This window comes from Zymomonas mobilis (assembly GCF_006715975.1).
In the GTDB taxonomy this organism is placed as follows: Bacteria; Pseudomonadota; Alphaproteobacteria; order Sphingomonadales; family Sphingomonadaceae; genus Zymomonas; species Zymomonas mobilis_B.
In genome coordinates, this window is record NZ_VFOF01000001.1 from 1,400,569 (window position 1) to 1,420,948 (window position 20,380).

17 protein-coding genes are annotated in these 20,380 nt (G+C 45.8%); 8 read left to right on the top strand and 9 right to left on the bottom strand.

Features of this window, described 5'->3' with window-relative positions; genetic code table 11:
• Positions 1–88: 88 nt before the first annotated feature.
• Positions 89–337, bottom strand: a complete 249-nt coding sequence (locus FBY58_RS06150) for a GlsB/YeaQ/YmgE family stress response membrane protein (RefSeq protein WP_141919966.1) — start codon at positions 335–337, stop codon at positions 89–91.
• A 193-nt stretch (positions 338–530) separates the two neighbouring features.
• Positions 531–2,147, bottom strand: coding sequence for a S10 family peptidase (locus tag FBY58_RS06155; protein ID WP_141919967.1), 1,617 nt, complete (start codon positions 2,145–2,147; stop codon positions 531–533).
• Positions 2,148–2,896: 749 nt separating this feature from the next.
• Between FBY58_RS06155 and FBY58_RS06160 the strand changes: the two genes are divergently transcribed.
• Positions 2,897–3,805, top strand: a complete 909-nt coding sequence (locus tag FBY58_RS06160; RefSeq protein WP_141919968.1) for an N-acetylmuramic acid 6-phosphate etherase — start codon at positions 2,897–2,899, stop codon at positions 3,803–3,805.
• Positions 3,802–4,455 carry a 7-carboxy-7-deazaguanine synthase gene (gene queE / locus FBY58_RS06165; protein WP_141919969.1) on the top strand — a complete coding sequence of 218 codons (654 nt, stop codon included), beginning with the start codon at positions 3,802–3,804 and terminating at the stop codon, positions 4,453–4,455. The genes FBY58_RS06160 and queE overlap by 4 nt, the downstream gene beginning before the upstream one ends.
• 40 nt (positions 4,456–4,495) lie before the next feature.
• Here queE and FBY58_RS06170 read toward each other — a convergent pair whose 3' ends face one another.
• Positions 4,496–5,251: a hypothetical protein gene (locus FBY58_RS06170; protein ID WP_141919970.1), complete on the bottom strand. Its 756-nt coding sequence runs from the start codon at positions 5,249–5,251 to the stop codon at positions 4,496–4,498.
• Between the two features lie 886 nt (positions 5,252–6,137).
• Between FBY58_RS06170 and FBY58_RS06175 the strand changes: the two genes are divergently transcribed.
• The 4 genes from FBY58_RS06175 (at position 6,138) to dmeF (ending at position 10,840) form a co-directional block, all read left to right on the top strand.
• A complete protein-coding gene (locus FBY58_RS06175) occupies positions 6,138–8,555 on the top strand; it encodes a TonB-dependent siderophore receptor (RefSeq protein WP_141919971.1) in 2,418 nt (805 codons plus the stop codon).
• Between the two features lie 227 nt (positions 8,556–8,782).
• The gene (lipB, locus tag FBY58_RS06180) at positions 8,783–9,457 is read left to right on the top strand and encodes a lipoyl(octanoyl) transferase LipB (RefSeq protein WP_141919972.1); all 675 of its coding nucleotides are present in this window, start codon (positions 8,783–8,785) and stop codon (positions 9,455–9,457) included.
• A gap of 152 nt (positions 9,458–9,609) precedes the next feature.
• The gene (locus FBY58_RS06185; RefSeq protein ID WP_141919973.1) at positions 9,610–9,882 is read left to right on the top strand and encodes a metal/formaldehyde-sensitive transcriptional repressor; all 273 of its coding nucleotides are present in this window, start codon (positions 9,610–9,612) and stop codon (positions 9,880–9,882) included.
• 10 nt (positions 9,883–9,892) lie between these two features.
• Positions 9,893–10,840 carry a CDF family Co(II)/Ni(II) efflux transporter DmeF gene (gene dmeF, locus FBY58_RS06190; RefSeq protein WP_141919974.1) on the top strand — a complete coding sequence of 316 codons (948 nt, stop codon included), beginning with the start codon at positions 9,893–9,895 and terminating at the stop codon, positions 10,838–10,840.
• Between the two features lie 130 nt (positions 10,841–10,970).
• Here the strand turns inward: dmeF and proC are convergent, their stop codons facing one another.
• The 4 genes from proC to FBY58_RS06210 form a co-directional block, all read right to left on the bottom strand.
• Positions 10,971–11,813 carry a pyrroline-5-carboxylate reductase gene (gene proC / locus FBY58_RS06195; RefSeq protein ID WP_141919975.1) on the bottom strand — a complete coding sequence of 281 codons (843 nt, stop codon included), beginning with the start codon at positions 11,811–11,813 and terminating at the stop codon, positions 10,971–10,973.
• Positions 11,814–11,868: 55 nt separating this feature from the next.
• The gene (locus FBY58_RS06200; RefSeq protein ID WP_141919976.1) at positions 11,869–12,378 is read right to left on the bottom strand and encodes a YbjN domain-containing protein; all 510 of its coding nucleotides are present in this window, start codon (positions 12,376–12,378) and stop codon (positions 11,869–11,871) included.
• 128 nt (positions 12,379–12,506) lie between these two features.
• Positions 12,507–12,797, bottom strand: a complete 291-nt coding sequence (locus tag FBY58_RS06205; protein WP_409373537.1) for an accessory factor UbiK family protein — start codon at positions 12,795–12,797, stop codon at positions 12,507–12,509.
• A 129-nt stretch (positions 12,798–12,926) separates the two neighbouring features.
• Complete coding sequence (locus FBY58_RS06210) at positions 12,927–13,688, bottom strand: TlyA family RNA methyltransferase (RefSeq protein WP_141919977.1); 762 nt, start codon at positions 13,686–13,688, stop codon at positions 12,927–12,929.
• Between the two features lie 295 nt (positions 13,689–13,983).
• Between FBY58_RS06210 and FBY58_RS06215 the strand changes: the two genes are divergently transcribed.
• Positions 13,984–15,513 carry a fumarate hydratase gene (locus FBY58_RS06215; protein ID WP_141919978.1) on the top strand — a complete coding sequence of 510 codons (1,530 nt, stop codon included), beginning with the start codon at positions 13,984–13,986 and terminating at the stop codon, positions 15,511–15,513.
• Positions 15,514–15,617: 104 nt separating this feature from the next.
• Here the strand turns inward: FBY58_RS06215 and FBY58_RS06220 are convergent, their stop codons facing one another.
• Positions 15,618–16,064: a DNA polymerase III subunit chi gene (locus FBY58_RS06220; protein ID WP_141919979.1), complete on the bottom strand. Its 447-nt coding sequence runs from the start codon at positions 16,062–16,064 to the stop codon at positions 15,618–15,620.
• An 11-nt stretch (positions 16,065–16,075) separates the two neighbouring features.
• The gene (locus FBY58_RS06225; protein WP_141919980.1) at positions 16,076–17,560 is read right to left on the bottom strand and encodes a leucyl aminopeptidase; all 1,485 of its coding nucleotides are present in this window, start codon (positions 17,558–17,560) and stop codon (positions 16,076–16,078) included.
• A gap of 384 nt (positions 17,561–17,944) precedes the next feature.
• On the opposite strand from FBY58_RS06225, the gene FBY58_RS06230 reads away from it, so the two are divergent.
• The gene (locus tag FBY58_RS06230) at positions 17,945–20,284 is read left to right on the top strand and encodes an LPS-assembly protein LptD (protein WP_141919981.1); all 2,340 of its coding nucleotides are present in this window, start codon (positions 17,945–17,947) and stop codon (positions 20,282–20,284) included.
• Positions 20,285–20,380 lie beyond the last annotated feature (96 nt).

The window sequence follows — 20,380 nt, forward strand, 5'->3', positions numbered from 1 at the left end:
TGCACGACATAGAGAAGTAAGCCTCACCCGCAAGGCTAGGAAATTAACGACCCGCTTTTAAAAAGCGTTATCGTTATTTTTCAGTAGGTTATGAGCGCGCTTTAAAAAAGTTGATGACAGCGAGTAAAATAATCGCACCCACCAAAGAGACAGCAAAGCTACCTACGCTGAGACCGACATCGCCGATATCGCCACGGTTAAAGATGAAACCGCCCAAAGAAGCGCCGACCACACCGATAATAATATTAAGAAAAACACCGTTACCGCTGCCGCGCATAATAAGTCCGGCAAGCCATCCAATAATACCACCAACAATAAGCCAAGAAATGAGACCCATCACCAAACTCCTCTAATATAAAAATTGTCAATATTTATTGAATAAACGCGCAATCTTTAACATCTGTTCCCTGATGTGAAATTTTTTCAAAAAATCGTAAAATGAAAAATGTTTAGGATAAAAGATTCTCTACAAAAAAAGAAAGCGGCCTTTAGTAAGACCGCTTTCTTCTGTTTAAAGATTTGAAGATAAATTAGGGCTGGTAGCTACGACGGATGAAGGATGCCGCATCGTCATGCAATGACTTCAGCGATTCTTCATTCACGTAGACCATGTGGCCTGATTTATAATAGTGATATTCAATATTCTGGTTGAGGCTACTTCTGATCGGCAGATGATGCATTTCATACCAGCCCTGATAATAAGGCGTGGCCAAATCGAAATAACCACCAGCAACCATGACTTTCAATTTAGGATTGGTGGTCATGGCAGAAGCGAGATCAGGCATCATATTGGCGACCCAAGGCACAACCCCACCAATCGGTGAATGATGTTTGAAGTCCCAACCGCCTGGGAAGTTCACCATGGATTTATATTCACGACCCTGACCAAAATGAAGCTGGTTCAAAGTATAGTCGTTAAAGGCCGAGACATAAGCCGAAGACAAAGCCGAGCTTTGCGGATCATAGCCTGCTTCTTTTTCCATAGGATCGAAGGTTGGGCCTGAAAAACGCGTATCCAGACGACCCGTGGTGATATCGCTACCCTGCAAAGTCTGGGTGAACTGGCCACCATTGATACGGAGATCGGATTTCAGCACATAGTCAACCGGAATGCCGGTATATTGGCTATATTTCTGGGCAATCGCCTGTCTTCTGGCAGGATCCAGAGCGGAGCCTTGCTGTAACGCCATCGCATATTCTGTGGTGGCGAAATATTCGACTTCCCGCAGGAATTTTTCGAGATCGGCAGGTTTCTGACCTGACAAGCGGTTATGATACCAAGCGGTAGCCGCATAAGTCGGCAGGTTAGTAATATAGGCCTGATCGGCACCCGGATTGGTGTTCGGATAATCGGAATCAAGCGTGAAGTTCAAAATCTGGGACAGCAGGATGACGCCATTGAAATCAATGGAGTTATCATTTTCCAGCATATTGGAAAGCACCGCAGAACGTGGCGTACCATAGCTTTCACCGAACAGATATTTCGGGCTGTTCCAGCGATTGAATTTTCCAAGGAAGCTTTTGATGAATTCACAGAAAGCATAGGCATCCTGATCGACACCAAAGAAAGCTTTGCCTTTGTCTTTACCAGCGACGCGTCCGTAGCCAGTAGCCGGGGCGTCAATAAAGACCACATCCGCAACATCCATCAGGCTGTAGTCGTTATTGACCAGACGGTAAGGCGCTCCTTCGGAATGTTCATGATCGGGAACGACAATCCGCTTGGGTCCGAAAGAACCCATATGCAGCCACACTGAGGCTGAACCGGGGCCGCCGTTATAGAAAAAGACGACTGGTCGTTGCGTCGATGGCACGTCTTTTTTGAAATAGGCCGTATAGGACATGGTTGCGCGAGGCTGCGTTTTATCTTTGTCCTCGACAGTTTCGTCCCAACCTTTTGGATGAACGAGCAAGGTACCCGTGACCGCCTGATAGCGGATGGTCTGACCTTTGACGGTAACGCTGCCTTCGCTGGTGGCTTCTGCCGGTTTCAGCGCGTCTTCATTGGCGGCTGGCGTTGCGGGTGCCTGCGTTGCGGCGGCTTTATCTTTTGTTTTATTATCCGCTTTTTCTGCGGAAACCATGCTGGCCATGCCTAACGTGGACATGGCAGTCATGCCGAGCAGTATCGACCGAACTAGATGCATTAAACGCCCCCCTTTGATACAACTTTAAATATTTAAATTTGAGAAAGCGGCGGATTTTCAAAAAATTGCATAGACATAAAAGAATATAACCGCCCCACCCCTCTGAACAGCAGAGAAACATAATGTTGTCTTATTGAACAGTCAAGAAAACTTCATTTTACAATTTTTAATATATATTTGAAAAATACTTCAAATGATACAAAATATCATAATAATAAATATTTTTAATCTGGATATTTTTAGGATTTTACAATTAAATACTTATAGTTAAGCGAGGTAATCAGATAATGATCGAAGTAAGATTGTAAGTAACCTTTAAAAAAGAACTTATTTTTTATTAAAAATCATTTCTTTATAAGTTATTATAATCTTTACCGATGTTACAGGTTCTATGATTACGTTTTTGTAATCTTTAATGTCAAATGACATTTTTATGTCAAAAGTTTTCTGAAGCAAAAAATAAAAAGAAGGTTGATCGAGGAGCCTTGCGTTCAGATGCAAAAAAGGAAGGGCGATTTGGACAATCTGTTTTGTGGTTTTTCCGCATAATTGCTTAGAAACATGCAGAGATGTATGAAGGAACATTCCTGATAATTGGGGACAAATAGGCGCTTTTTCAAAAGATAATGATCGCCGCTTGCTGTTATTTTTAAATTATGGCTTCATAAAGTGAGGTGGCCTGTTTATGGGAACAGGCGTTTTCATTACTCTTTTCGCCTTTTTCCTGAGGCTCCATACAAGGCAACGATATGTCCACTGAAACGGTCGATCCCCGCTATATTGATCTTGATAGCTGGCCTAGCGAATATGCGGTTGACGCTATGCTGGAAGGCCAGATGGCGGCGGTCGCAGCAGCGGCAAGTCAATCATCGCAAATTGCGGCGGCCAGCATTGCCGCAGCCGATCGGTTGTTAGAGGGCAGAAGGCTCGTTTATGTCGGGGCTGGCACCTCTGGTCGGATCGCGGTTCAGGACGGTGTCGAATTAACGCCGACCTATAATTGGCCTGCCGAAAGACTAGCTTTTATGATGGCGGGCGGGATGACGGCTTTGGCCGCCAGTGTCGAAGGCGCAGAAGATGATGTTGAACGTGCCATTCAAGAAGTTGCCGAGTTAGAAATTGGTCATCAGGATGTTGTTATTGGTGTCGCCGCCAGTGGTAGAACGCCCTATACCATAGCCGCCATCAACGCCGCGAGAAAAGCCGGTGCGTTAACAATCAGCATCGCCAACAATGCCGGTAGTGCTTTGTTGGAAGCAGCGGAGCATCCGATATTGGCTGCAACCGGAAGTGAAACGGTTGCGGGATCCACTCGAATGAAAGCCGGTACCGCGCAAAAGGTCGTTTTGAACACGCTTTCTACCGCGATTATGCTGCGTCTGGGGCTGGTTTGCCGTGGGTTAATGGTCAATATGCGGGTTTCCAATGTGAAATTGCATCAGCGCGCTATTTCAATGGTTGGGCGATTAGCCAAAGTTGATCACGCAAAAGCCGAAGAAGCGCTGTTGGTGGCCGATAATGATATTCGAAAAGCCGTTCTGATCGCGATGAATCAGAGCAAGGATAAAGCCGAAAAATGGCTGTCCATTTATAAAGGGAATTTGCGCCAAGCAATGGATGCTTTGGCGTTGTCTTCTGAAAATCAAGAGGTGTTATGAACAGCCGTTATGCAGTCAAGGAAAGCTTCCTGACCTTGCAGGGAGAAGGTATCCAAGCGGGAAGACGGGCTGTTTTTATCCGCTTTGCGGGCTGTAATTTATGGAATGGCCGAGAAGCTGACCGTGAGCAAGCGGTATGCCGTTTTTGTGATACCGATTTTGTCGGCATAGAAGGCGAAAATGGTGGTCGTTTTAGCGCCAGAGAATTGGCAGATCAGGCCTATCAATTATGGTTAGGTGGCTTGGAAAAACGCTATCAGGATATACCGCCTTTTGCCGTTTTGACCGGAGGCGAGCCTTTATTGCAGGTCGATAATGCACTGCTTGAGGCGTTGAAGATGCATGGATTTGAAATTGCGATCGAAACCAATGGAACGCAACCTGTCCCAGAGGGTGTTGATTGGGTGTGCATGAGCCCAAAAGCCGGAGGCGAGATTGTCCTTGAAAAAGGAAATGAAATAAAGCTGGTTTGGCCACAAATCGGTATTGATATCGAAGGCTTAGAACAGCTTGATTTCGATCATTATTTAATTCAGCCGATGGATAGTGACCAAAGCGAGGCGCATCTACAAGAGGCGATTGCCTTTGTTATGAAGCGCCCGTTATGGCGGTTATCGGTACAAACCCATAAATTGATCGGGGTAAAATGATAATGGCATGTCGCCCCGTTAAACGGGGCGATGCCCTTTATTATAAGTTATTTTTGCGAAGGCTTTTATAAAGCGTGGCTTGAACAACTAGCTGAATGGTGGTGATGACGGTTGTCAGTAGAGCAACTACAATGCTGGCCACCAGTTTTAAGGATGGCGACAGAGCCGCGACACCCAGCCATTTCGACAAGGCATAATCGCCGATTAAAAACGGCAATAAGATCAGCAATAAAATCCAGAAACGACCGCGCGTTAAGGCAAAGCTGTGTTTTACGGCCTGAAAAGCGGAATATTTGTCAGCCATCAGCGTATACCAGAAGAACAATTTCACGTGCAGTGCCAAAAGCAGCATTAATCCCAAGCCAGCAGCGCTTAAAATCATAGAGGTCGAAATAGGGAAATGATGCATCGTATAGATTTTCATCACCAACATGCCGACCAAAATGAAGGCGACCGATAACAGAATAGAGACTGTAAACAGGAACGCAAAAATCGAAACCAGACGATTAAATGCTACCCCAAAAGCATTTTTGACGCTTTCGCCCCCGAAAAGGATCAATCGAGACAAAGCCAGAATACCGATTAGATTAAAGCTGGCTCCGATGAGCAGCACGGCCAACGGGAAAACATGTGGTTGACTACCCATTTCAAGCGCCGGTTTTGTCGGAAAAAGCAGTAAAATGAGCAAATTGCCAAAGCCAATAGTCGACAAGGCAACCGGCGCGATCAGCTTTGTTTCCCGCTTTAGGAACGCCCAACTGTCAGTGATAAGATTTTTTATACGAAAAGAAGGCACCAATTTTTCCTTTTAACCCGATATTCTGCATTTTATCAGATTCTATATAGTAAGCCGTCAAATGCGTTTCATATGATAAAATGAAGACGTTTTTATAGGGAAGATGCGCGGGCTTTTGCCGTTTGATCCCCCCCCATCCCTCCTATGAATGAATTTTTAGGCCAAAGCAAAAGGCTTGCGGATAAAAACATTCGAAAAGAGATAGCCGCGCTTTTCTGACTACAGCAGGAACAGGATCGCTTTCAGTTTCGCGATGGGATCACTTTAGCTGGTTATTTATGGGGTCAGTTTGGTCTGTAGCAATGGGTTTTAGAGTAAGCGGATGAGGCATCCGTTATGTCGGATCAGATCATCACGTAATTTTTTATCTTGGCAATTAGCTAAAATTTTATGCCGACGTAATTAAAAATGAAAAATATATATACTCCAATTTTGATCAAATATTTCAAAGATTATTTAACTATTCATTGTCACGAATTTTTGAATCTTTTTTTCATTATAAAATGCATAAATATTATTTTGTTTAATTTAAAATTAACACTTTTTAATAAAAATTTTATTACAATTAATAATATTTAACAAAATTTTGCAGTAAAAATTTTTTGTTCTTAAAATAACCACAAGAATATTATTTGAGATTTAAACACAGTCAGAATAATTTATCCAAATTATACTTGAGAAATAAAAAATTAATAAAATAATTATTATAGTATTTTAATTTTAAAAAAAACATAAAATATATTATTAACTATTGAAAAGGTGGAAGTTTTTGATAGTATACAAAAGATTATTATAAAATTATTCCATTCTAGCAATAATAATATTTCAAAAACCACAGAAATGAAATGAAATAAAAAGGAATGAACTCTACAATAATGGGGTGGGTATGAAAAAGTTTATATTAAAAGGAAGTGTTTTTTTCTCTCTTTCGTGGACTATTTTTCAATACCCTTGTGCAACTTTTGCTGCAGAAAAGAATGATACCGCCTCTAACAATACAGGCGATGCGATTATCGTTACCGGAACCCGAGAAACCGGTAAAAAAGCGCGTGAAAGCATCTCCCCTATTGATATCATTTCAGCAAAACAATTGACCCAGACCGGAATGCCCAGCTTACGTGATGCTTTGACGCAGCTGTTGCCGTCTTTGACGGTTCCAAGTGGCGGCTATGATAGCGGTGCTTTGACGGATTCCTTAAGCCTGAGGGGGTTAAACTCTAACGAAACTTTGGTTCTGGTTGATGGCAAACGCCGTCATACCACAGCCAATCTTTACGCGGATTCGGGGCCGCAACAAGGCACGACGCCTGTCGATATTGATATGATCCCGATGGCGGCGATCGATCATATCGAAGTTTTGCGTGATGGGGCTTCGGCGCAATATGGTTCTGATGCTGTCGCCGGTGTTGTAAACATTATCCTGAAAAAACAGGATCATGGTTTCCATGCCCAGACGTTGACGGGGGTCACCGCCTCGAAAGATGGCTTCCAGCAAGGCGTCTATTTAGATGGTGGCACCAAGCTGGGTTCACGCGGATATCTCCATGTTAGTGGGGATTTCCTTCGTCAAAACCATACCTATCGCAGTTCGACCGATTTAAGAACCGGCAATAAAGACAACAAATTGTTAGGGGGACCGGAACAGACGCGGGAAAGCTTTGCGATTAAAGGTGGTTATGAAATTACCGACAATATCGAGGCCTATGGTTTAGCGACCTATGCCCATCGTTATTCAGAAGGTTTCGAGAATTATCGCCTTGCTAGTTCATTAGCGGGTTATCCCGGTTATTCTGCGATTTATCCCAAGGGTTATTCCCCCATTGAAACCATGAATGAGAATGATTGGGAAATTACAGCCGGTTTAAGGGGTAAAATCAAGGGATGGAACTGGGATGTTTCCAGTGTTTATGGCCGCGATTATGACAATATTGGCTTAAAAGATTCCTCGAACAGACAGATTGAAGCGGATACTGGGCGGACACCGACGACCTTTAAGGGGGTTCAGCGGTTCAACAACCAGCAATGGAGCAATACCATTGATTTTAGCAAAGAATTCCATGTTGATGGTTGGCCGCATACAATCAATGTCGCAGGTGGTGCGACCCATCGTTATGAAAGCTATACGGTTGGCGCGGGATCTGCGGATTCTGTTTATGGCGGCGGTTCAGAAGCCTTGCCTGGAACGGCAGCCGCCAGCGCCGGAAAATTTAGCCGTAATGTTTTCGGCGGTTATTTTGACGTTGCAACCCATCTGATTAAAGATCTGCAACTTGATGTGGCTGGTCGTTACGAACATTATACCGATGTCGGTGATGCCAAAACTGGAAAAGTGGCGTTGCGCTATGATCCGTTTAAATGGTTAGGCTTTAGAGGAACGATTTCTAATGCTTTCCATGCGCCAACCTTGGCACAGGAAAACTATAGTTCGGTTGCGGTTTCGCCGACTTCGGCAGATGGTATTATCAGCCCGAATTCTGCGGGTGCATTAGCCAATGGTTCCAAGAAATTAAGACCGGAACATTCCACCAATATTACCGCTGGTATCACCTTTGAGCCGATCAAAAGATTGCATATCACCGCCGATGTTTACCAGATCAAACTTCGCGGACAGATTTTGCCCGGTGGTAATGTCTATGGCAACCAAGCCTTAAGCGCATTAGCGATGAATGGCTTTTCTTTGCCAATGGATGCGTCTAGCTGGACCTCGGCTTCGCTTTCGACGCATTGGTTTGCCAATGTGGCGAATACCCGCACGCGGGGTATTGATATTACCGCAACCTATCCGACCTATTTAGGCGATATTGGTTATATCGACTGGAGTGTGTCAGCTAATATCAACCGCACGATTTTGACCCATCAGGATACCGATTCCCAAGGCAACGATCTTCTGACAAAACAGAGCATCGCCTATATCACCTCGGCTTATCCGCGCAGCAAAATCATCTGGGGTGGTCAGTTCACCAGTGGTGATAAAAAATGGATTGTCGGGCTGCATGAAATCCGTTGGGGTCATACGACGTCACAGCTGTCCTATTATGGCGGTGTCGCCAATACGGACATCCTGTCCAACTATGACTTCGTGCCTTTCCACAATCGGGTCAGATATACGACCAATCTTGACATAACCTATCGTGTCAGTCCGAAGCTGTCTTTCACGGCAGGTGCGAACAACCTGTTCAACACTTTCCCCAGCCGTGTTCCGCTGGCTCATCGTTATTTGGGTACAGAGAAATACGTCATGGATACGTCACAGCTTGGAATTAACGGCGGCTTCTATTATTTCAAAGTCGACGTCTCTATATAAAAATTGTTTATTTCAAGGTTAGAGCGCTTTTTATAAGCGCTCTAATTTTGTCTGGTGATGGGGGCAGAAGCCAAAGAAAACGGCTATTCTTTTTCGTTTGAAAAGTACCTTGGTTATCGGGGTTAGAAATAGAATCTGCTTTTTGTCTTTTTCAGAGTATTTTAGGGTAAAAGACCTGTCTGACAGGATTAAACCCCAAAAGACAACCTCGTATTAAATAGGAAAATATGAATAACCAACAGGGTGATAGGCCGTCTTCGATTGAATGGCGCGTCAGCGAAGGCTTGATCGATTACGAATATGCCCGTTCGGAAATGACACAGCGGGTAGCGGCCATCGCCCATGAAGAAGCGCCTGAAATGGTCTGGTTATTACAGCATCCCCCACTTTATACCGCCGGAAGCAGTGCCGATAAGCAGGATTTATTGATGCCTGACCGCTTTCCTGTTTATCCGGCTGAAAGAGGCGGAAAATATACCTATCATGGCCCAGGTCAGCGGATAGGTTATTTAATGATGGATATCAAAAAACACGGCCATGATGTTCGGCGCTTTGTGCATTCTATTGAGAAATGGGTAATTGATAGCCTCGCCCAATTTGGGGTCACAGCCTATAGTCGGCCTGAACGGATTGGGATCTGGGTCGATACCCCTAAAGGAGAAGCCAAGATCGGTGCGATTGGCATTAGGGTTAGGCGTTGGATCAGCTTTCACGGATTTTCTTTAAATATCTGTCCTGATCTTGAGCATTTTTCCGGCATTGTCCCTTGTGGCATTAGCGAATTTGGGGTGACCAGCCTTCAGGATTTAGGAAAGGATGTCACTATGGGCGAAGTCGATCAGGCTTTGGCCGATAGATTTCCGAAATTTTTAGAAGCGCTACAATCGAAAGCGCCTTTTTAAAATAGGCTGCGCGAGATTGAAGATTGTCTGGTTCGGGGTGCCTTTGGCGCCCCTTTTGTTTATTTAAATTCTAGCCAACAAAATCATTTACTCCCCCCGATCATCGCCATAAGAATATAGTATGGGGGGTATAGTATAATGAAAGAAATGGCATGTCCCATACCATTGAGAACAAAGCCCGATTGTTAAGCCGTGTCCGCCGTATCAAGGGGCAGTTAGAGGCAGTTGAAAGAGCCTTGGAAGCAGAAACGCCTTGTATCGAAATTTTACGTCAGATTGCTTCGATAAGGGGTGCGGCCGGTAGTCTTTCTTTGGAAGTGATCGAAGGCCATGTGCGAAAGCACGTTATGGATGTTTCCGACCCAGAAGAAAGAAAACACGGAGGCGAAGAAGTCATCGAAGTGATTAAAACCTATTTAAAATAAAGAGAAAAAAATGTCTTTAACATCAGATAGGCCGCAAGAGCATAATCATTTTTTTCTTGGGGATCGGCACAACCATAATGAGCGGAAGGTCTGGATGGTAATCGTCCTGACCACCATTATGATGGTTATCGAAATTATCGGTGGCCATATTTATGGTTCTATGGCGCTGGTTGCCGATGGTTGGCATATGTCGACCCATGCGGGTGCTATGCTGATAACTGCCTTGGCCTATCGATATGCGCGTCATCATATAGATGATCCGCGATTTACCTTTAGCACCGGAAAAGTGGGCGATTTAGCCGGTTTCGCGAGCGCGATAATTTTGGCTTTGATTTCGCTTTTGATTGGTTGGGATAGTATTGTTCGGCTGTTAAATCCGACGCCGATCAATTTTGTGAATGCTATAGAGGTTGCCTCGGTTGGCTTGGTCGTCAATCTTGTTTGTGCATGGTTGCTGAAAGACGATCATCATCACGGACATGGACATAGCCACGGTCACGACCATAGTCATCATCACGGCCACCATCATGATAATAATTTTAAGGCGGCCTATGTTCATATTTTGGCCGATGCCTTGACTTCTATTTTTGCGATTGCAGCATTGCTGTTGGGTAAGCGTTACGGCTGGGTTTGGGCTGATCCGCTTATGGGGGTTGTCGGGGCGTTGGTGATAATCAATTGGTCTTGGAGCCTGATTAAGGATTCAGGCAGTATTCTTCTGGATGCGGCACCTAAAGGCATTGTTATTCAGCAGGAAATTCAAGAGGCGATTTCACCTTTTTGTAATTATATCAATGACTTACATGTTTGGCAGGTAGGCCCCGGACATTTTTCGGCGATCGTTGTTGTGACAACCGATAACTTATATACGCCCAGTTTTTATAAAGAGAAATTGCGACATATTCACGAAATTTCTCATATATCGATTGAAATACAGGCCTTGGATAAAGCCGCCTAGGGAATATCAGGAAGCCTCTATTTTAAGATGTTTGGTCGTAATAATAAAAAGGCGTGTCGCAGAAATTATCCGCGGCACGCCTTTATTGTAGTGAGAAGGCTAAATTAGCCTTCTCACTACATGTATCAGGCTATTTTTGTTTGGCCTGTTCAGCCATGTAACGGTTTTGTTTGAAAGAGGCTTCTAAGGTCGCATCGATCAGTTTGGCTAAAGCCTGATCTTGATCTAGGACATCCATCCCTTTTCGAGTACTGCCCCCCGGACTGGCAACTTTATCAGCCAATTCAGCCGGAGAAATATCAGCTTGCTTTGCCATCGTGGCAGCACCCTCGACAGTGGCAATCGCCATGGGAAGGGCTTGGGCTTCGGTAAGGCCGAGTTTCTTTCCGGCCTGTGCCAAAGCATCAATAAAACGGTAGACGAAAGCAGGCCCGCAGCCAGCCAAAGCCGTTGCTGTATCAAACTGGCTTTCTTCAACCCATTCAAAAAGACCAAGGGCGCTTGCCAGTTTTTCAAGTGAAGCGCGTTGCGCATCGGTCAGCTTGTCAGCGCATAATGCCGTAACGCCCTTCCCTAAGGCTACGGGCAAGTTAGGCATGGCTCTGACAATACTTTTGGCATTCGGGAAGAAATGCCGAAGCGTTTCCAGTTCAACCCCAGCCAGAATAGAAATCAGGGTTGTGCCTTCATTGACATAAGGCGCGAGGCTTGGGGCTATCTGAGGCAGCATTTGGGGTTTTACACCCAGTAATAAAGTAGCCGGTTTTGAGCCGTCTTCTGGTAGAGCAGTGACAACTTTGACCCCATCGGCAACGGGTTTCCCTGAAGGACGGATAACCAGCATATCTTTCGGATTAAGGCCATTTTTCAGCCAGCAGCTTATCATGCTGCCCGCCATATTACCGGCACCGACTGCCCAGAAAGGTGTTTGGTCAGACGGCAGCAAGGCTGAATCAGATGCGGTATCGGTCATAGAAGTATCACTTTTTTCAGAAAATCGGTCGATGGGGAAAAAAAGCCCGTGGCTTTTAGGCTTCCCCGATGGTTTCGATCAGGGCGGCAGCAATGGCTTCCGCGGGTTTTTTGTTCGCCCAAAGGACAAATTGGAAAACCGGATAGAAGCGTTCGCATTCATCAATAGCGGCTTCAACCATCGTACCGGCTTGAACAAGCGAAAGGTTGGTTTCGCTTTCGTCATCAAGCAAGACAGCATGGCGAAAAAGAACAATGCCGGAGGTTGACCACATTTCGAAATGGCCAATCCAAAGCTGTTCGTTGATAAGTCCCAAGGTTTCATAAAGCACGGGATAGCGATCGGGTGACACCCGAATATCCGGCAATGCTAGAAACTGGAGGACGTTATCTTCTTCCCGCCAGATTGCCCGCATTTCATATTGCGCCCAGCTGCCTTGGAAATGGGCAATAACTTCATCATCGCTTTGACGTTCATGAGTCCAGCCATGTGCGGAAAAATAATGTTCCAGCATTTCGAGTGGCCCGAAGTCATCATTGGCTAACTCATATTCGTCGGTGATCACGAAAAGCCCCCTATAAGGCTAAATTAAATATTAAAGGCTGATTACCCGATATATAACAAAAATTCACGCGAAAGATCACCGTTATTCCATCTTTCGACCAGATAAATACCGTTATCAGCCCATAAATCTTAGGCTTTGTCTTTTTTGGAAGCGGCTTCCAAGGCTTCTACCCGCAATTTCAAGGTTTCGAATTCGTCACGGCTGACAAAATCAAGGCCACCGATCCATTCGCGCAGGCGATCTTTCAAAACATTTTCAGCTTCGCGTCCCATGCCAACAAAAGTACCGGCGGCACCGTTGATGACTTTTACGAGATCGTCGATCAAATGATTTTCTGTCTGCATTATTCTATTCCGTTTTAATAAAGGCGTTAAGAGACAGATGTGACGGTTATGCCGATCTGTTACAAGTGCCTTCACCGGCTAAAGAAGCCTATCAAGCAGGAAATATTTTGCCTGTTACATAAAGACGTCTTTCAACCGAAAGAGCGATCTGGGCTTTTTATCGGTGATTGAGATTTAGAAGATTGGGCTGTGATCATTTTTAAATCAGGATGCGGGTAATCCCATTTTTTCTGCGGCAAGCAGAAATTCAACATTGCCGTCATGGCCGGTTATCGGGCTTTTTTCGAGGCCGGTTACGCGCCAGCCTAGTGTTTCGAGCCAGTCGCCGACTTCCGAACAGACGCGTTTTCTGACTTCGGGATCGCGGACAATGCCGCCTTTTTCGACTTCGTCTTTATGGGCTTCGAATTGGGGTTTGACCAAGGCCAGTAAATGGCCGCCGTTTTTGGCAAAAGAGAGCGGTATTTCCAACAGTTTGGTTATTGAAATAAAGCTAACATCGCAGACGACAATATCGACCTCTTCAGGAATATGTTCCTTTGTCAGCAAACGGGCGCTGAGCTGTTCATAAAGGATAACCCGATCATCTTGGCGTAGTTTCCATGCCATTTGATTGGTGCCGGAATCCACCGCATAGACCCGATCTGCCCCTGATTGTAGCAGCACATCAGTAAAGCCGCCGGTTGAAGAACCAACATCTAAGCCGACCGCATTTTCGACTTTCCAATCAAAATATTTGAGGCCATGCGCCAATTTGATACCGCCACGGGATACCCAAGGATGCCCCTTCCCTTTTAAATGCAAAGGTGCATCTATCGGTAAAAGCTGTCCTGCTTTTTCAACGCGGCGATCATTGTTCCAGACTTCTCCGGCCATAATTAAGGCCTGTGCCAAGGGCAGACTATCAACCATTTCCCGTTCAAGAAGTTGTTGATCGACCCGTTTTTTCTTTGTTTTTTGTGCCATGAAAGCCTTATGTCTGCTGTCCGGTCAGGATAGTCCGGTTTTCTTGCAAGATTGCCGGTTTCTTTTTCGGCGTAAAATATTTATCTGCTGTCACCTTGTGAAGGTAAAAGGCGATATGCCCCGTTTTATGGCTGTCTGCAATCACCCGATCAAAAAAGCGGATCAGAAAATCTGTATTTTATTTCCGAACAGGAATGTTGTGTGGTGGCTATCCGATAGCCCCACCGGAAGATGAAATGGCCTTTCCCTTTTTGGCTTTTTCTTGCCCCTTCTGTTTCAGGCGGAGTCTTTTATTATGAGTGTTATTCTCCAGAATGACCTGATTGATAGCGTTGCAAATGCCTTGCAGTTTATTGCCTGCTATCATCCTCGCGATTTTATCCAGTCAGTTTATGAAGCCTATCAGCAGGAACAGAATCCAGCGGCAAAAGAAGCTTTGGCACAAATTTTGGTTAATTCCCGTCTGTCGGCGATCGGGAAACGGCCAATGTGTCAGGATACCGGTATTGTCACGGTTTTTGCCGAAATTGGTATGGGAGTGCGTTTTGAAGGCGAGATGACTCTTGATGAGATGATTAATGAAGGGGTGCGTCGCGCCTATAGCTGTCCTTCCAATATTTTAAGACATTCGGTGGTGGCCGACCCAGATGGCAGCCGCAAAAATACCGGCGATAATACGCCAGCGATTATTCATCATCATATGGTCGCGGGTAACAGCCTGAAACTGCGTTTGGCAGCAAAAGGCGGTGGTAGCGAAGCGAAAACCCGTTTTGCTATGCTGAACCCGTCAGACAGTGTGGTTGATTGGGTGTTAGAACAGATTCCGCATTTGGGTGCCGGATGGTGTCCGCCAGGGATTATTGGCATTGGTATCGGCGGGAATCCTGAAAAAGCGATGGAAATGGCGAAATCCCAAGCCATGGCATCGATAGATATTCATCAGCTACAGAAAAGAGGAGCCAAAACCCATGAGGAAGCTTTGCGGTTGGAATTATATCGCAAGATTAACGAAATGGGGATTGGCGCACAGGGATTAGGTGGACTGACCACCGTTTTAGATGTCAAAATTGCGAGCTATCCGACCCATGCGGCCAATAAGCCAGTAGCGCTTGTCCCGAATTGTGCCGCCACCCGTCATATTGAATTGACATTGGATGGCCATGGCGCGGCGGCAATGCCGGAAATCCATTTGGATGATTGGCCGGAAATTTCCAGAAAAAGCGATGGCACCGTCAAGCGGGTGAATATTGATCATATCACCAAAGAACAAATGGCAGATTGGAAGCCCGGTGATAGCTTGCTTTTATCAGGAAAATTGCTGACTGGTCGGGATGCGGCACATAAGCGGTTGATCGATTTGTTAGACCAAGGGAAGCCATTGCCAGTCGACCTAGAAAATCGGTTTATCTATTATGTGGGCCCCGTCGATCCGGTTGAAGGCGAAGTGATGGGCCCTGCGGGCCCGACAACGGCGACCCGTATGGATAAATTTACCCCTCGTTTGTTAGAAGAAACTGGCATGATCGGTATGATCGGAAAAGCCGAACGGGGTGCGGCTACTATCAAGGCTATTCGTGATACTCAGGCCATTTATTTGATTGCAGTTGGAGGCGCAGCCTATCTAATTTCAAAAGCGATTAAGGCTGCAAAAATATTGGCTTTTGAAGATTTGGGAATGGAAGCCATTTACGAATTTGAAGTCGAGGATATGCCAGTAACCGTTGCGGTCGATAGCAAGGGCGAGAGTATCCACAAGATAGGCCCTGAAAAATGGCGGGAATATATCAAAGAAAAAGGATGCGCCGCCTGTAGCGGTCAAAAGTAAGCTTTTATTTAATTTTGGCTTTGGGCTGTTGTCATTTTTTGAAATCGATATTTGGTTTTAAAGGATAGAGAACAGCCCCGCCGCCTTATTTTTGGCGGATAGAATTAGGCAACGGCCTGCCATTGTCCGGTTTGCTCATCTTGTTTCCAGTAATGACGTTCGCTTTCGGTGTCTTTCAAAGAACGCCATGTTTGTCGTGCCTGCTGAACGGCTATTTCGTCGAAAAAATAGAAAACACGCTCAAAATCAAGAGCTTCTGGTCGCCAAAGCCCATCTGCCAAGCCAATATAGGAAGCGTTATTCAAAGCTTCCGTTGTGGTTGAGATGAGAACCGGATGTTCCGCTTCGTCACCTTCCCCAACCCGTCCATGAGGCAGAAAGCTGGTATCGCGGTAGCGCCATAGATATTGATCCCAGTAGAGGGCCTGCTGATCGTCATTGACGACGACCAGCAATTTTTTATCAGCGGATAAGGCTTTTTCCGCAATGCGGGGCAAGACATTTTCAAGCCTTGCCTGAAGCAAATGATAAAAATCGACCCGTGCTACCAAAGGAAAAAACCTTAATCTTCAAAATTGTCGGAAACGAACTGGTTCAAGAGACGCACACCAAATCCGGTTGCGCCTTTATCCCAGAAAGATGAGGCTTTGTCTGCCCAGACCATGCCGGCAATGTCAAGATGCGCCCAGCGGACATCTTTATCAATGAAGCGTTGCAAGAATTGAGCCGCCGTAATCGAGCCACCATAACGGGGACCCACATTCTTCATATCTGCAATATGCGATTCAAGCAGTTTGTCATAGGCATCACCCATCGGCAAATGCCACAGGCCATCGCCTGATTTCTGACCGGCTTTCAAAAGCGTATCCGCCAATTTATCGCAATTGGAGAATAAACCGCCATATTCATGGCCAAGAGTGATAATCATTGCGCCCGTTAAGGTAGCCAGATCAACCACAACTTCTGGTTTATATTTCTGCTGCGTCCAAGTCAGGACATCGCAAAGCACCAAGCGACCTTCGGCATCAGTATTGATAACTTCGACGGTTTGGCCAGACATGGTTTTGACCACATCACCCGGACGTTGCGCATTGGCATCCGGCATATTTTCAACCAAGCCACAAACGCCTACGACATCGGCTTTTGCTTTACGAAGTGCCAAGGCTTTCATCGCACCGACGACTGCACCGGCACCGCCCATGTCCCATTTCATGGCTTCCATGCCAGCACCTGGTTTCAAGGAGATACCACCACTGTCGAAGGTGACGCCTTTACCCACCAAAGCGACCGGACGGGGGTCTGCTTTACCCGTGCCATTCCAACGCAAAGCCAACAGGCGCGGTGGACGAGCTGACCCTTGAGCGACACCGAGCAAAGCGCCCATGCCCGCTTTTTCCAAAGCTTTTTCATCGAGGATTTCGACAGAAAGACCGATTTCGGTCAGGCTTTTGCACTGTTCGGCAAAAGTTTCCGGATAGAGTTTGTTGCCCGGTTCAGTGACCAGCATACGGGTAAAAAGGATGCCTTCTGCGATAGCAGAAAGCTTTTTCCATTTTTTCTGTGCCGTTTCAGCGTTTATTTCACTGAAATAAAGCGATTTCAGGCTGGGCTTTTCGGCTTCGGTTAAAGTGGTGCGATATTGGTTTAAGCTGTAGCCGCGAAGAACAGCACCAAAAGCAAAGGATGCCGCGGCTTTTCCCGCTTTGTCTGCATCGAAACCGGAGAAATCAACCGTTAAGGCCTTGATGCCGGAAGTCAGAAAATGAGCCGCAACCGCAGCACCGGCCTTATCAAAGGCTCCATCGTCTCCAACACCGACTAAAACACATTGTCTTGGCGTGCCTTTTTCCAATAGAACCAGTTCGACCAGACTGCCTGCTTTGCCAACAAAACGGGCATTTTCGATAGCAACAGTGGCCAATGCCTGCGATTCATCTCCAAAACGGGAGAGATCAGCCGCCGTAAAACCCTTTTTGGCCGGTATAACTAGAGGGGTCTGTTTATCACTATTGCCAGTCGTAAAATCGATATTTAAAGGAAGCGCCATCGTTATAAACTCTCATTCAAAAACAGCCGTCATTTTAATCAGGCTACAGGATATAGCTATTTCATAGACATATAATATCAAGCAAATAATCGGATATGACGATTGATTTATCTGTCGAGCGTTATAATAACCGGAAAAGATGGCTTTTCTTTTTCGATAAAAACAGGCAGGAATGAGCTATTCTTTTATCCGGATACGAAAAATTACTGTATGACTTTCTAAAGCGCCGTATAGAAAAATACCCTGCCATTATATTTTATCAAACGGTTATTCATAAAACAGAGCCTATCAACCTCGCTTTGGTCGGCAAGATGACCGTATTTTCGGAATGAAACCGAAAAGTCGCTTTTTTTTGAAATCAAAGGTTATACGTTAAGGAGAAATGTGAAGTATCTCAGAACCGACATGCTCACGGCCATGCCGCTGATTCTGTCCAGCATTTTTCTATCGCAAGCCGCGGCTGAAACAGGCACGCCACCTTCTGCTGCGTCTTCTTCCAATCGCACAGCGAAAGCCGCCGCAACGGATACGGTTTCGGTGTCGCAGGGAAGCGGTAATAAAAAAGACGCGCCGATAACCTTTGAAGCCGATAATCTGGTTTACGACCACGATAACGATATTGTGACGGTTAATGGCAAAGTTCACGCGGTTCAGAATGAAACCCGTTTGAGTGCGGATGAGCTGCAATGGGATAGAAAAGCCGATAAGGTTGTTGCAACCGGCCATGTCATCATCATTCAGGAAGATGGCTCCATATCCTATAGCGATAAGGCTGATTTAGACCCGCATTTAAAAGATGGTGTTATTCAAAACATCTTGCTGGTGATGCAGGATGGATCGCGTATGGCAGCCCATAAAGCTACCCATGTGAATAATGTGACGACCCTTGATATGGCGGCCTATACGCCTTGCCGTGTGCTGAATGATGAGGGTTGCCCGAAAACGCCTTTATGGCGGATTTCTGCGGTAAAAATTATCCGTGATCCCAATCGTGAGCGTGTTGTTTTCAAATCACCACGGTTGGATGTTTTTGGGCATACGATCGCGAAATTGCCGAATTTTTCTTATCCTGATCAAAGCTCGACCATGAGTTCTGGTCTTTTGATGCCGCATATCCAGCGATCAAAGATCAATGGTTTTGAATTTTCTGCGCCCTATTATTTCAGATTGGGTCAGGATCGGGATTTAACCCTAACGCCTTATATTTTTACCAAGGCTGATCCGGGATTGGGCGGAAAATATCGTCAGCTTTTCAGTAAAGGTTTTTTCCAGATTGAAGGTATGCTGACCCGCAGCACGCCTTTGCCCACAGAATCCCAGAATCCGACCTTGGCTGATAGTAACGCCCATTCAAAAATGCGCGGCTATATCAATACCAATGGTAAATTCCAGATTGACCCCAAATGGAGTTTGACCGGATCCATCCGGTTAACGACCGATAAAACCTTCTTGCGGCGTTATGACTTTGCCTGGGATGACCGCTTGCGTTCGACGCTGAACCTAGAACGGATTACCGATAATAGTTATTTCTCGGTTGCAGGCTGGGTCATTCAAGGTTTGCGTCCGACCGATCATTCCGGCACGCAGCCCATGGCGTTGCCGGTTATCGATTGGCGGATGCGGATGCCTGACCCATGGTTGGGCGGTGAATTTTCTTTCCAAGCGAATAGCATGAATTTGACCCGCATCACGGGGCAAGACACCCAGCGGGCTTTTGCCAGTGCGGAATGGAATTTAAGAAAATATACTCCATTGGGACAGCGCGTCACCTTTACTGCTTTGCTGCGCCAAGATTTATATCATAGCGGCGGCAATTCACTGACCAGTGAATTATATCGCGGTGTCAGCGGATGGCAGCAACGCGGTATTGCCGCCGGTGCGGTTGACGTGAGTTGGCCTTTTGCAGGGGAAGCCTTTGGTGGAAATCAGGTTTTAACCCCAAGAGTACAGGTTGTGACCTCCCCTCATGTGCGGAATTTATCTATTCCTGATGAGGATTCACGCGCCATTGATCTTCAGGATACCAACCTCTTTTCAATCAACCGTTTCCCCGGATATGACCGTTGGGAAGATGGCACGCGCGTTACTTATGGAGGTGAATATACCTTCAATCGTCCGAGATTTTCTTTCTATGGAAATGTCGGGCAAAGTATGCGGATCATAACGGAAGACGAAATTTTTCCGCAAGGTACCGGATTTAACCGACATTTTTCTGATTATGTGGGTCGGGCAACCTTGAGTTATGGTTCTTTCTTCAAATTGACCGAGCGTATCCGTCTTGATCGGAAGACTTTGGCGATCCGCCGTCAGGAAGTGAATGCTACGATTGGTAGTAAGCGCACCTATTTGATGGTCGGCTATCTGCAATTAAGCCGTGATATTGATACCCAGTTGGAACCGGATTTGGGTAATTATCGCGAATTGCGTTTGGGTGGGCGTATTCAGATTACCCGTTATTGGTCTATCTTTGGTTCGACCACGGTCGATATGACCACCAAGAAAGATCAGCGCGCCAATCAGCAGCAGGCTGATTTGACCGATAATACCAATAACAATCTGCTCTCAGACGGGTTTCAGCCGGTTCGGCACCGTTTGGGTATCGAATATGATGATAACTGTCTGACTTTGGGTGTGACATGGCGGCGTGATTATTCAACGGTCGGGGATTCCCGCCGTGGTAATAGCTTTATGCTGAGATTTGCGCTTAAAAATATGAATAGTTAGGCTTGGAGAGCGATAATCACGAAAAACAGCCAAGCCAAACATTTCACTTAATAATTAAATAATCAAAAGCATTTTTTCATTTTCAAAATAAGGGTG